Here is a 13594-nt window from a genome sequence, read left to right as displayed (position 1 = left end):
GCCGTCATCCGGCGTTTTTCAGCAATACCGCTTCCAGCCACTGACGCAGCTCAACCGGCGCAGACTTCAGGCTGTTTGAACCGCGGGTGATCGTCGCGATCCCCGCGCCCAGCTCGTTTTTGAGCTCACGCTGGCTCATCTCACCGCGCAGTAACTCTTCGATGATCCGCACGCGCGTGCCCAACGCCTCACGCTCGTCCGGCGTCAGCATCAGTTGCAGCAGGGGTAAATGCAGATCCTGGTCGTAAGACTGGCGGAGCAACTCCACAAAACGAAGCCACTCCTGATGACGTTGTTCGGCCAGTGCCGAGGAATACGGGGAATGCTGGGTCATGTTATGCCGCCTGTTGTACTCATTAACGAGTACAGCATAACACAACCCATCCCAATCAGTAACGTCTCTGCCACTCCGCATCGCTCATCAGGGTATCTTTTTGCCCCATGAAGTAACGGTAATAGGCATCATACGCCAGCACGTTCTTCACGTAGCCGCGCGTTTCTGAGAACGGAATACTCTCGACAAACGCCACGGCGTCGATGCGTCCGGCGCTGTTACCCAGCCAGGTACGCACCCGCCCTGGGCCCGCGTTATACGCCGCAGAGGCGAAAATGCGGTTGTTACCAAACTGCTGATAGACGTACTGCAGATAGCTGGTACCAATGTTGATGTTGGTATCCGGATCCAGCAGCTGTGATGGACTGCTGTATCCCGGGATATTAAACATCTTCACCGTATGCGTCGCCGTGCCCGGCATAATCTGCATCAGGCCGCTGGCCCCTACCGGGGAACGGACTTTCGGGTTCCAGGCGCTCTCCTGACGGGCAATCGCCATGGCGTAGCTTTGCGGAATATCTTTACCGCTGGTGTAGCGATCGAACAGATCTTTGTAGGCCAGCGGGAAACGTTCTTCGAGATGATCCCACAGCTTGCCAGCGATCGTCGCCTGAACGCTCAGATCCCACCAGTGGTTATCAAAGGCGTAACGGGCAAGCTGGGCTTTCTCATCCGTAGTGCGGCTGGTGACCAGATTCGCCCACTCGCTACGGGCGGTGTTGTCCATATTCCAGTACATCAGCTCGCGCACGCGCGCCATTTCCGGCCCCTGGGTCAACGCCGGGCTGGCGTTACCCGGCGCTTTATCAATGCGGAAGGTGTACTCCTCACCCAGACGCTGCGCGGCCACCATCGGGTAGAAGCCTCGCTGCTGCATCAGCGCGTGGAGGATCTCTTTGGCTTCGTCATCGCGTCCCCGCTCCATCAGCAGATCCGCCTGCCAGTAGCGCCATTCGTCTTTCTCTTTGGCTTCCATCGGCAGACGCGCAAGCCAGGTATTAAGGCCTTTACGATCGCCCGTCCCCAGCGCCATACGCACGCGACGTTCCACCAGCGACGTGGAGTTGGAGCGCATAATGGCATCGTCCCGCCAGCGGGCCTGTTCGTCGGTTACGTCCGAGCCCATCAGTCTCCACGCCACGATGTCGCGCAGTTCCTGGGTTTGCTCTTCATTGAGCTGCTGTGCCTGCACCAGCTGCGGGATCATGAGCCGCGCGTTTTCGACATCGTCACGCGCCACGCTGGCAAAGGCCACCGCCGCCATCTGTCGGGTAAAATCGGTCGCTCCCGTGCTGCGGGCAAAGGTCAGAACGCTGTTGGGGTCGTTTGCCAGCGACATCACGGCCGTGGAAATGGTCTGGTAATCCGACGGCATTTGTCCCGCCAGAGCCATCACCAGACGCGTGTTTCCGGCTTTCATCGCCAGACGGATACGTTCAAGGTAAGCCAGCGGATCCTGTTTACCGGAAGCACGCCAGGCACCAAAGAGCGAATCACAGGCGTTCGGCTGGCTTTTCCCGGTCAGCCACAGCTCTTTTGCCCCGGCCCAGGCTTCCTCCTGCTGACCGGTGGCCCATTTTGCATAGTAATAGTTACACTGGGCTTCCGTGGTGTTCGGTTTTTCCGGGCTGAACGCCAGCAGTCCGCGCCAGTCTTCACGACGCGCCAGCTCGTTTACAAAACGAGACTGCAGGTTCCGGGCGGGCGGCAGGGTCGGGTTCGCCTGAATGAAGTTATTCACGGTGACCGTGGGTTGATTCATGAGATCGTCAGTAATCTGGCGATACTCCAGATAGGGATAGAGAGGATAGTCTTTCAGCGTCGGCATCAACGCCTGCACAGTATCCATCTGTTTGTTGTCCCACGCCTGTTTAATCTGGGCGTAGCGGTTACGTTGTTCATCCAGTGAATCGGCATGCACCGCCTGGCTTACCGCCATTACGCATACGCTGGCCGCCAGCAGACGCCAGACCACCCGTTTGGCTTTTTCCACAAGCTCTTCCTCATTGTTTTTTCGTCAATTGCAGCGTCTTGCCACGTCAAAGTCTAATTAACTTATGCTAACCAGGCATCCCGGAACGCGCCACGTTACGGACACTTTTTTACCTTTCCTGCGCGTTTTAACACTCCAGACGTTCCTGGCTGGGATTAGGGCGGGAAAAAGGCTACACTTCGAGGCTGAAATTCCTTTTCATCACGATAAAAGAGGCGAAGTCCAACGTGGCTCAATTCGTTTATACCATGCATCGTGTCGGCAAAGTGGTACCGCCGAAACGTCATATTCTTAAAAATATCTCGCTGAGCTTCTTCCCGGGCGCAAAAATCGGTGTTCTGGGCCTCAACGGTGCCGGTAAGTCCACCCTGCTGCGCATCATGGCCGGCATCGATACAGACATCGAAGGTGAAGCCCGTCCGCAGCCTGGCATCAAAATTGGCTACCTGCCGCAGGAACCTCAGCTGAACCCTGAACACACCGTTCGTGAATCTGTTGAAGAAGCGGTATCCGAAGTGGTTAACGCGCTGAAAGGTCTGGATGAAGTGTATGCCAAATACGCCGAGCCAGATGCGGACTTCGATAAACTGGCCGCTCAGCAAGGCAAATTTGAAGAGATTATCCAGGCGCACGACGGTCACAACCTGAACGTGCAGCTGGAGCGCGCCGCTGACGCCCTGCGTCTGCCGGACTGGGATGCGAAAATCGCCAACCTCTCCGGTGGTGAGCGTCGCCGCGTGGCGCTGTGCCGTCTGCTGCTGGAAAAACCAGACATGCTGCTGCTCGACGAACCGACTAACCACCTGGATGCGGAATCCGTGGCGTGGCTGGAACGCTTCCTGCACGACTTCGAAGGCACCGTGGTGGCGATCACCCACGACCGTTACTTCCTCGACAACGTGGCGGGCTGGATCCTGGAGCTGGACCGCGGCGAGGGTATCCCATGGGAAGGCAACTACTCTTCCTGGCTGGAGCAGAAAGATCAGCGTCTGGCGCAGGAAGCGTCAGCTGAAGCAGCACGCCGTAAGTCTATTGAGAAAGAGCTGGAGTGGGTACGTCAGGGCACGAAGGGCCGTCAGTCTAAGGGCAAAGCCCGTCTGGCACGCTTCGAAGAGCTGAACAATACCGAATACCAGAAACGTAACGAAACCAACGAACTGTTTATTCCACCTGGCGCGCGTCTGGGGGATAAAGTGGTCGAAGTCAGCAACCTGCGTAAATCTTACGGTGACCGCGTGCTGATCGACGATCTCTCCTTCTCCGTACCGAAGGGTGCCATCGTCGGTATCATCGGTCCAAACGGCGCGGGTAAATCCACCCTGTTCCGTATGATGTCCGGTCAGGAGCAGCCAGACAGCGGTTCTATCACCCTGGGTGAAACGGTGAAACTGGCGTCCGTTGACCAGTTCCGTGACGCAATGGATAACAGCAAAACCGTGTGGGAAGAAGTGTCCGGCGGGCTGGATATCATGCGTATCGGCAACACCGAGATGCCAAGCCGTGCCTACGTGGGCCGCTTTAACTTCAAAGGTACCGATCAGGGTAAACGCGTCGGCGAGTTGTCCGGTGGTGAGCGTGGTCGTCTGCATCTGGCGAAGCTGCTGCAGGTTGGCGGTAACGTACTGCTGCTCGATGAACCAACCAACGACCTCGACATCGAAACCCTGCGCGCGCTGGAAAACGCCCTTCTGGAGTTCCCGGGCTGTGCCATGGTTATCTCGCACGACCGTTGGTTCCTTGACCGTATCGCCACCCACATTCTGGACTACCAGGATGAAGGGAAAGTGGAGTTCTTCGAAGGTAACTTCACCGAATACGAAGAGTACAAGAAACGCACGCTGGGCGCAGACGCGCTGGAGCCGAAGCGAATTAAGTACAAGCGTATTGCTAAGTAAGTGCTAAAAAGCCGGGTGGCGCTTGCGCTTACCCGGCCTACGGTTCCGCGCTGTTCGTAGGCCGGGTAAGGCGAAGCCGCCACCCGGCAATTTCACCCACCCACGTAAAACCGCTTAACCTCATCACACTGCATCGCAAAGTCGATATAGCTCATCAGCGCAGGCGAATTGAGCTTACGGCTCGGATAGGCGAGCCAGAGATCGTTTCCTTCAACGTTCCACTCCGGTAGCACCTGCACCAGCGCCCCTTTTTCAATTTTATCTTCCAGCAAAAAAGCGGGTAAGAGTGTGATTCCCGCACCAGCTACCGCGCACTCACGAGCATACACAAGATTATCCGTCATATGCGCATTGTCCGGCAGATAGCGGTAATCCTCACTCTCGCTTTGCAGGAGCCATTCAGACCAGGCCTTGTGGGTAATACAGCGGTGATCCACCAGCTGGCGGGGATGATACAGCGGCTCCCGGCGTGCCAGATATTCCGGTGAGGCCAGCATATAGCGCGGACAGTGGCCAATCATGCGGCCAATCAGCGAGGAGTCCTGCGGTTTACCGGTACGCAGCGCCACGTCAAAACCAGACTCTACCAGATCGAGCACATCGTCAGAAATAGAGACATCCAGCGAAACGTCAGGATAGCGGAGCTGAAACTCGGCATTCAGGTGTGCCAGTAACGTCGCGCCAATGCCCGCCGGGCAGGTGATACGAAGCCGCCCGCTGGGGTTTTCACGCAGCCGCTGAATGGCATACTCCGCCCTTTCACTGGCCGCCAGCATCTCGCGACAATGCACCAGATAGTGCTCCCCCGCAAAGGTCAAATTCAACCTGCGCGTGGTGCGGTTTAGCAGGCGGATCCCCACCTGCTGCTCAAGCTGGCTAATCCGCTGGCTAACGCTGGATTTCGGCAGGTCTGCTTTCTGCGCTGCGGCGGTAAAACTGCCCATCTCCGCCACCAGCGCAAACAGCGCCATATCCTGAAGCTGTTTAAACATGATTGTTCACCCTATACGAACACTCCGTTCTTGATTGTCCATCTTATCATGCGCATGACCACTTAATAGACTAGCCTCAACAAAACGCATTCCATTGAGGAGTTGATCATGTCTGTTAAAGCCATTGCCGTTAATCCTGAAAATCCCGCAGCTTTTATTGAGATCACCCAACCGATGCCACAGCCCGGTGAACACGATCTGCTGGTGGAAGTAAAAGCCGTTTCCATCAATCCGGTCGATACCAAAGTGCATGCGAGTCTTGTTAAAAACGGCCTGCAGGCGCCACGCATTCTCGGCTGGGATGCCAGCGGTGTCGTCAAAGCGGTGGGGACAAGCGTCACCGGCTTCAAACCGGGCGACGAAGTATGGTACGCGGGCGACATTACCCGTCCGGGCAGTAATGCCACGCATCAGCTGATTGATGCGCGTATTGTCGGACACAAACCGACAAGCCTTGGCTGGGATGCCGCTGCCGCATTGCCGCTGACCGCGCTCACCGCCTGGGAAGGGCTGTTTGAGCGCCTGAATATTCAGGATGCCGGGTCGGACAAAACGCTGCTGATCATCGGCGGTGCCGGCGGCGTAGGCTCCCTTGCGATCCCGTTTGCGAAGCACAACAGCAAGGTCAGGGTCATCGCCACCGCGTCGCGGGAAGACTCAGCCCAGTGGTGTCGCGAACGCGGCGCGGACCTGGTGGTGAATTATCGCGATCTGAAAGGTGAACTGGCCAAACAGGGCATTACCTTTGTGGATTATATTTTCATCCTCAATGATACCGATGGCCACTGGGACGCGGTCAGCGAACTGATTGCGCCGCAGGGACACATCTGCTCCATCGTCGAAAATGCGCACCCGCTGAACCAGGACAAGCTGAAATCCAAATCCGCCGCCCTGCACTGGGAATTCATGTATACCCGCAGCATGTACCAGACTGCCGATATGGCGCGTCAGGGTGAGATCTTAAACGAGGTGGCAAAGCTGGTGGATAACGGCGTAGTGGAGAGCTCGCTCAGCGAAACGCTGCACGGGCTGAGCGTGGAAAGCATTACCGAGGCCCACCGCAAAGTGCTGGACGGGCATATGCGCGGGAAGGTGGTGGTTGCGTTCTGAGTGGATAATTCCCCCTCACCCTGCCCTCTTCCCACGGGGGAGAGGGGCAAGCCTGTGACTTTACCCCTGCTCCCCCATCATCTCCTTCACCAGCTCGACGCAGCGCAGGAAACGGGTGTCGTAATCCGACGCTTCAACGTGGACAAACTCCACGTTGTTCTCATGAAGCATCTCCACCAGCATCGTCTGGAACTCTTTTCTGTCCACTGAGCTACCGAGGCTGCGCATCCCGTCGGCGACCCACGGCGTGTTGTTTTCCAGCAGGATCACCAGGTCGAAGCGATATTCATCGATCAGCGCCTGTACGAACGGGTGCTCGCGTCCTTCATACTTCTTACAGAAGGCTTGTGTGGTGACAAAATCGGTGTCGATGAAGGCCACTTTGTTGGCGTATTTCACCGCGAAATCAATGTACTGAGCATGGCCTAGCGCGATTTTATCGTAATCAGAATACTGCAGCGCCATCTCGTCTCCCCCCAGATGGGAAAAGACATAATCACGTCCGTATTCCCACGCGCTGGTGGTATTGAAGATATTTGCCAGCTTGTTAACCAGCGTCGATTTCCCGCTGGATTCACCGCCCAGAATCGCAACTGTGCGCACAAAGAACGGCTTCACTTCGGTCGGAATGTAATCCCAGTAGCGGAACGGGTTTTCGCGGATCTGCGCCCCGCTGATGTTCATGAATGTACGCTTAGGATCGATCAGCACCGTTTCAATGCCCAGATGCTCGCGGAACTGCGGTGCGTCGGACTCTTCAGAGGTGTAGATCCAGTTGGGCGCAATCCCTTTCTCTTCCATAAACGCTTTAATGCCGTTGCTCCACACGTCCCAGCCGTGTGGATACGGCTCCATGCCCTCTTCGTTAAAGGCATGAATGCGAATGTTTTTCTGATATTTGAAGGTCTGAAGCAGCCAGCGCAGGCGATCCGGCACCGTCGGCTGCTGCGACATGGCGCTGTCTTCAAACAGCTGACGGTCACGGGTTTCATCGTAACCCATGATGATGTGCAGCTCGTCGACCTGGCTACAGGCGCGCTGGATCAGGTAGATATGGCCGGTATGCAGCGGGTAAAACTTACCAAACACCACGCCGATGTTCTTTTGCATACGCGGGAATTCAAGCCCCAGAAAGCGATGTAACGCTTCCAGCTTTTGCGCGCTGGGGCTTTTGATTTTGGCGTTCAGCAACTGGCTAAGATAGCCTTTCGTCATGCCGCTGGCGTCAGCCACCTGCTGTAGCGTGCAGCCTTTCTGACGGATTGCGGTCTTGATGTAGTCAAATGATGACATAAATTACGGTGCCTCCTGCAAAATCGAATACGTAATTATAAGTCGTCAAAGACATTTAACGCATCTGCGAGTTTTTTAACGCCAAAGACCTGCATCCCTTCGGGGATCTTCTTCGGCACGTTGGCCGCCGGCACAATCGCCCGGCGGAAGCCATGTTTCGCCGCCTCGGAGATGCGCTCCTGGCCGCTGGGCACCGGGCGGATCTCCCCGGCCAGCCCCACTTCGCCGAAGACCACCAAATCCTGCGGCAGCGGTCTGTCACGCAGACTGGAGACCATCGCCAGCAGCAGCGCCAGATCGGCACTGGTCTCTGAAACTTTCACGCCCCCGACCACGTTGACGAAGACGTCCTGATCGGCCATTTGCAGGCCACCATGACGGTGTAGCACCGCCAGCAGGATCGCCAGACGGTTCTGTTCCAGACCGACCGCCACGCGCCGCGGGTTACCCATCATCGAGTGATCCACCAGCGCCTGAATTTCAACGAGCAGCGGGCGCGTCCCCTCCCACAGCACCATCACCGAACTGCCGGAGGTGACTTCATCCCCCCGGCTCAGGAAGATGGCCGACGGGTTGCTGACTTCGCGCAACCCCTGCTCGGTCATGGCAAATACGCCTAGCTCGTTCACCGCACCAAAGCGGTTTTTGTGGCTGCGCAGGGTACGGAAGCGGGAGTCTGCGTCGCCGTCCAGCATCACGGAGCAGTCGATACAGTGCTCAAGCACTTTTGGCCCCGCCAGGGAACCATCTTTTGTAACGTGGCCGACCATTACAATCGCCACGCCGCGGGTTTTGGCAAAACGCGTCAGATACGCGGCGGTCTCACGCACCTGCGCCACGCTGCCCGGCGAGGACTGAATATCCGCCATGTGCATCACCTGGATGGAGTCAATCACCATCAGCTTCGGCTGCTCTTCTTCAGCAATCATGCAGATCTGCTCAATGCTGGTTTCCGACAGCATATTCAGATTGCCGGTAGGCAGACCCAGACGGTGTGCTCGCATCGCCACCTGCTGCAGGGACTCTTCGCCAGTGACGTACAGGGTTTTCATCTGCTCGGCGAGCTTGCAGAGCGTTTGCAGCAGCAGGGTCGATTTACCCGCTCCCGGGTTACCGCCGATCAGGATCGCACTGCCCGGCACCACGCCGCCGCCAAGCACGCGGTCAAACTCTTTGAAGCCGGTGGAGAAGCGCGGCAACGCTTCCAGACTGATCTCTGACAGTTTTTGAACTTTTGCCACACCGGCATTACCCGCATAGCCGCTCAGGCGTTCATTGCGGGCCACACTCGGCGAAGCCGCCACACCACGCACTTCGGTGATGGTGTTCCAGGCATGACAGGCGCTGCATTGCCCCTGCCAGCGCGGATAATCCGCACCACATTCATTACAGACAAATGCGCGTTTTGGGGCTTTAGCCACGGTTTACCTCGTTATTTCAGTGCGGCCTGCGCGCCGGGTGGCGCTAACGCTTACCCGGCCTACAATCGCATACCGTTATTTCTGATTCAGGCTGCCGGAGAGGATGCAGAACACCCCCATCAGGTCAGCGTGACGGATAGTCACTTCCGTCTTTTCATTCACTTTTGGCTTGGCATGGTAAGCAATGCCAAGACCGGCAACTTTGATCATCGGCAGATCGTTTGCGCCATCGCCAATGGCAACGGTCTGGGCAACCGGAATTTCATATTTCTCGGCCAGTCGGCTCAGCGTATTGGCTTTATACTGCGCATCCACGATATCGCCGAGCACCTGCCCGGTTAGCTTACCGTCCATGATCTCCAGTTCGTTGGCGACCACGGTGGTCAGATGCAGTTTTTCCCGCAGGTAATCCGCGAAGAAGGTAAAGCCACCGGAAGCGATCGCCACTTTCCAGCCCAGCGACTGGAGCTTCAGCACCAGTTGCGTCAGCCCGGGCATCAGCGGCAGTTCATCGCGCACCTGACGCAGGATATTGGCATCGGCCCCTTTGAGGGTCGCCACGCGCTGTCTCAGGCTGGCAGTAAAATCCAGCTCGCCGCGCATCGCGCGCTCGGTCACTTCCGCCACCAGCTCGCCGCTGCCCGCCAGTTTGGCAATCTCATCGATACACTCAATCTGGATGGCGGTAGAGTCCATATCCATCACCAGCAGACCAGGCGTTTTCAGATGGGGGATTTTACCCAGCGGGGCAACGTCCAGCCCGGCGTCGTGCGCCAGACGCGTCGCACGCTGCGTCAGGGAACCGGCCAGGCGAATGACCTGATAATCTTCCACACACCAGGCGGCGACAATCACCATCGCCGCACCCAGTTTAGTTTGATATTGGGTAAGGCGTTGCTTATCCAGGCCGCGTCCGTACAGCAGCCAGCCGCTACGGCCAGCGTGGTAATCCAGAGGCATCACCTCATCGCCACTTAAAGAGAGCGGCAATCCTGGCCATAAAGAGACATCCGTTGGCAGGTCGCACCAGGTAATGTTCGGCATTGAAGCTCCTGTAATTTCGTTCGCGCCGGAAGGTTCCAGAGGGAAAATAACGCATGAGGCTACCCTGTAACCATCACTTCTGGCAACATTAAGCCGTAAATTTTCAGCAGGTGGAATATGGCTCGCGCAAAACTGAAATTCCGGCTTCATCGCGCCGTGATCGTCCTTTTCTGTCTCGCCCTGTTAGTGGTGCTGATGCAAGGGGCGTCGTGGTTTAGCCAGAATCATCAACGGCAACGGAATCCGCAGTTTGAGGAGCTGGCCCGCACGCTGGCGCGTCAGGTTACGCTTAACGTCGCGCCCGCTATGCGTACCGAAACGCCGGATGACAAACGCATCAGCCAGGTTTTGCGTCAGTTAACCGAGAACAGCCGTATCCTGGATGCCGGTGTCTACGATGAAAAAGGCGATCTGATTGCCCGCGCGGGCGAGCATGTCGACGTACGCGACAGGCTGGCGCTGGACGGTAAAAAAGCCGGGGGCTACTTTAACCAGCAGATCGTCGAACCTATTCAGGGCAAAAATGGTCCGCTGGGGTATCTGCGCCTGACGCTCGACACCCATACCCTGCCCACGGAAGCCAAACAGGTGGATAACACCACCAATATACTCCGTCTGATGCTCCTGCTCTCCCTCGCCATTGGCGTGGTACTGGCCCGCACCTTGCTGCAGGGCAAGCGCACCCGCTGGCAGCAGTCGCCCTTCCTGCTGACCGCCAGCAAATCTGTTCCTGAAGACGAAGAGAGCGAAAAGAAAGATTAGTGATAAAGTAGGCTGATGATTCGGAAAAGGAACTCTGCCATGACGACGTTACGCCTGCTGCTCTCTGACTCTTACGATCCGTGGTTTAATCTTGCGGTGGAAGAGTGCATCTTCCGCCAGATGCCCGCCACCCAACGCGTGCTGTTTCTCTGGCGCAATGCCGACACGGTGGTCATTGGCCGCGCGCAGAATCCGTGGAAAGAGTGTAACACCCGGCGTATGGAAGAGGACAACGTCCGTCTGGCGCGCCGCAGCAGCGGCGGTGGTGCGGTATTCCACGATCTGGGCAATACCTGCTTTACCTTTATGGCGGGTAAGCCGGAATACGACAAGACCATCTCAACGTCCATTGTCCTCAACGCGCTCAATTCGCTCGGCGTGACGGCAGAAGCCTCCGGGCGTAACGATCTGGTGGTCAAAACGCCCGATGGAGATCGCAAAGTGTCAGGCTCAGCCTATCGCGAAACACTGGATCGCGGCTTCCACCACGGCACCCTTCTTCTTAACGCCGATCTCAGCCGTCTGGCGAACTACCTGAATCCCGACAAGAAAAAACTGCAGGCCAAAGGGATCACTTCCGTGCGGGGGCGCGTGGCCAACCTGGTTGAGCTTCTGCCGGACATCACTCACGCGCAAATCTGCGAGGCGATCCAGGAAGCCTTCTTTGCCCATTACGGTGAGCGCGTAGAGGCAGAGGTGATCTCCCCGGATAAAACCCCGGATCTGCCCAATTTCGCCGAAACCTTTGCCCGTCAGAGCAGCTGGGAGTGGAACTTTGGTCAGGCGCCTGCCTTTTCGCATCTGCTGGACGAACGCTTTACCTGGGGCGGCGTGGAGCTGCACTTTGACGTAGAGAAAGGTCATATCACCCGCACGCAGGTATTTACGGACAGCCTTAACCCGGCGCCGTTAGAGGCGCTGGCGGCTCGTTTGCAGGGCTGTTTGTATCGGGCGGATATACTGCAACAGGAATGCGATGCGCTGTTGGGAGATTTTCCTCAACAGGAAAGGGAATTAAGAGAGTTATCGGAATGGATCGCTCGGGAAGTAAAATAATTAAGAGTAATAATATTCAAAAAAGTGTTTTTTAAAAAAATCACATTTCTAATGTAAATAGATTAAATAGACGAAATAGCACAGCGCATAAGAAAATCCCGACACAGAGGAACAAGTGATGTTCCTCATAATTAATGTTAAGGATTAAACATGAAAAAACTTCTTTTAGCAGCGTCTGTTGCTGTGATTATGTCGTCTGCCGCCCATGCTGCGGAAACTGCAGTATTAAAAGTCTCGGGTGTTTTAACTAACTCAGCATGTACCCCCTCCCTGAGTGGCGGCGGTATTGTGGATTTCGGCACGACGAATATTGGTAACATGTCTGCCACGCAGACTAACCAACTTGGCAATAAAGATCTGTCGTTCTCTATTAACTGCGTTGCCCCGACAAAAGTAGGCTGGAGTATTATCGACGATCGTGCGGATTCGAGACAGAATTTGATTGTCGAAAATACCGACTGGAGTGGTTCTGGTTCGGTGTGGAGCAGTAATAGCCTTTTCGGCGCGGGTAAAACCTCGAAGGGTGTAAATCTGGGTGCGTATTCCGTTACGATGCAACTGAGTAACGTCACTGCGGACGGAAATACCACGGGGATGATTTCAGGTGCCAACTCCACCGGAAGTTATGCATGGGGCCAGATGGTGGGCGACAGTGCGCCGGTTCGACATGACGGCATGGTTTACACGGTAGCTGGTAGCTCAGGCGTCGATCCAGTGGCCTTTACCAATGCGGTATTCCCGCTGCGCGTCGCGCTGGCCGTTCAGGATACAACATCGCTCGCCCTGACCGATGACACCACAATTGACGGGCAGGCAACAATCAGCCTTGTTTATCTTTAAGGTGTGAAGAACAAAAAAGAGTGTAGCCAGGGCTACACTCTTTCATTCTGTATTACTCTTTATCGCCCAGCAGAACGGATTCCAGCGCGATTTTAATCATGTCGTTGAAGGTGGTCTGACGCTCAGCAGCCGTGGTCTGCTCGTGGGTACGGATGTGGTCAGACACGGTGCAGATGGTCAGCGCTTTCGCACCGAACTCAGCCGCGACACCGTAGATGCCCGCCGCTTCCATTTCCACGCCCAGGATGCCGTATTTTTCCATCACGTCGAACATCTCGCCGCCGTCCGGCGCATAGAACAGATCCGCAGAGAACAGGTTACCCACGCGAGCATCAACGCCCAGCGCTTTAGCCGCGTCAACCGCGTTACGCACCATGCCGAAGTCAGCAATCGCCGCGAAGTCGTGATCTTTGAAACGCATACGGTTGACTTTGGAATCGGTGCAGGCACCCATACCAATCACCACGTCACGCAGTTTAACGTCCATGCGCACCGCGCCGCAGGAGCCAACACGGATGATTTTCTTCACGCCGAAGTCGGTGATCAGCTCTTTGGTGTAGATGGAGCAGGATGGAATACCCATACCGTGGCCCATCACGGAGATTTTGCGGCCTTTGTACGTTCCGGTGAAGCCCAGCATGCCGCGAACGTTGTTCACTTCACGCACATCTTCCAGGAAAGTTTCTGCAATGTGTTTCGCGCGCAGCGGGTCGCCCGGCATCAATACGACGTCAGCGAAATCACCCATTTCTGCGTTAATGTGAGGAGTTGCCATCTTCAGTTCCTTTTCATTGTAAATTCGCCCTCTCCCCGTGGGAGAGGGTTGGGGTGAGGGCATCAGGCCGCACCCAACA

The 13594-nt window shown here is 56.3% G+C and carries 12 protein-coding genes; 5 read left to right on the top strand and 7 right to left on the bottom strand.

Annotated features, from left to right (window positions below):
- Positions 1-4 precede the first annotated feature (4 nt).
- Together trpR and sltY are read right to left on the bottom strand one after the other, a co-directional pair.
- Positions 5-334, bottom strand: coding sequence for a trp operon repressor (trpR, locus tag AX755_RS06885; protein WP_013095502.1), 330 nt, complete (start codon positions 332-334; stop codon positions 5-7).
- Positions 335-389: 55 nt separating this feature from the next.
- Positions 390-2327: a murein transglycosylase gene (sltY, locus tag AX755_RS06880; RefSeq protein WP_013095501.1), complete on the bottom strand. Its 1938-nt coding sequence runs from the start codon at positions 2325-2327 to the stop codon at positions 390-392.
- A 227-nt stretch (positions 2328-2554) separates the two neighbouring features.
- On the opposite strand from sltY, the gene ettA reads away from it, so the two are divergent.
- Positions 2555-4222, top strand: coding sequence for an energy-dependent translational throttle protein EttA (gene ettA, locus AX755_RS06875; RefSeq protein WP_013095500.1), 1668 nt, complete (start codon positions 2555-2557; stop codon positions 4220-4222).
- A gap of 92 nt (positions 4223-4314) precedes the next feature.
- On the opposite strand, the gene AX755_RS06870 is transcribed toward ettA, so the two are convergent.
- Entirely contained in the window at positions 4315-5214 is a 900-nt protein-coding gene (locus AX755_RS06870; protein ID WP_047023421.1) for a LysR family transcriptional regulator, read from the bottom strand.
- A 108-nt stretch (positions 5215-5322) separates the two neighbouring features.
- Here AX755_RS06870 and AX755_RS06865 point away from each other — a divergent pair, with 108 nt between their 5' ends.
- Positions 5323-6324: a zinc-binding alcohol dehydrogenase family protein gene (locus AX755_RS06865; protein WP_062856519.1), complete on the top strand. Its 1002-nt coding sequence runs from the start codon at positions 5323-5325 to the stop codon at positions 6322-6324.
- 60 nt (positions 6325-6384) lie between these two features.
- Here AX755_RS06865 and nadR read toward each other — a convergent pair whose 3' ends face one another.
- The 3 genes from nadR to serB form a co-directional block, all read right to left on the bottom strand.
- On the bottom strand, positions 6385-7617 hold the full coding sequence (gene nadR / locus AX755_RS06860) for a multifunctional transcriptional regulator/nicotinamide-nucleotide adenylyltransferase/ribosylnicotinamide kinase NadR (protein WP_014830583.1): 1233 nt from the start codon (positions 7615-7617) through the stop codon (positions 6385-6387).
- Positions 7618-7652: 35 nt separating this feature from the next.
- Positions 7653-9038: a DNA repair protein RadA gene (gene radA / locus AX755_RS06855; protein ID WP_013095496.1), complete on the bottom strand. Its 1386-nt coding sequence runs from the start codon at positions 9036-9038 to the stop codon at positions 7653-7655.
- Positions 9039-9113: 75 nt separating this feature from the next.
- Complete coding sequence (gene serB / locus AX755_RS06850; protein ID WP_013095495.1) at positions 9114-10082, bottom strand: phosphoserine phosphatase; 969 nt, start codon at positions 10080-10082, stop codon at positions 9114-9116.
- 117 nt (positions 10083-10199) lie between these two features.
- Between serB and AX755_RS06845 the strand changes: the two genes are divergently transcribed.
- From AX755_RS06845 to AX755_RS06835, 3 genes are all read left to right on the top strand, one after another.
- Positions 10200-10844, top strand: coding sequence for a YtjB family periplasmic protein (locus AX755_RS06845; RefSeq protein ID WP_013095494.1), 645 nt, complete (start codon positions 10200-10202; stop codon positions 10842-10844).
- 39 nt (positions 10845-10883) lie between these two features.
- Entirely contained in the window at positions 10884-11900 is a 1017-nt protein-coding gene (lplA, locus tag AX755_RS06840; protein WP_062856518.1) for a lipoate--protein ligase LplA, read from the top strand.
- Positions 11901-12050: 150 nt separating this feature from the next.
- Positions 12051-12740 (top strand): DUF1120 domain-containing protein, encoded by a 690-nt coding sequence (locus tag AX755_RS06835; protein ID WP_058681507.1) that lies wholly within the window; start codon positions 12051-12053, stop codon positions 12738-12740.
- A gap of 52 nt (positions 12741-12792) precedes the next feature.
- Here the strand turns inward: AX755_RS06835 and deoD are convergent, their stop codons facing one another.
- Entirely contained in the window at positions 12793-13515 is a 723-nt protein-coding gene (gene deoD, locus AX755_RS06830) for a purine-nucleoside phosphorylase (protein WP_013095492.1), read from the bottom strand.
- Between the last annotated feature and the right edge of the window lie 79 nt (positions 13516-13594).

Source organism: Enterobacter sp. SENG-6, assembly GCF_001605945.1.
Taxonomy (GTDB): Bacteria; Pseudomonadota; Gammaproteobacteria; order Enterobacterales; family Enterobacteriaceae; genus Enterobacter; species Enterobacter cloacae.
This window is presented reverse-complemented; position numbering and strand designations above follow the sequence as displayed.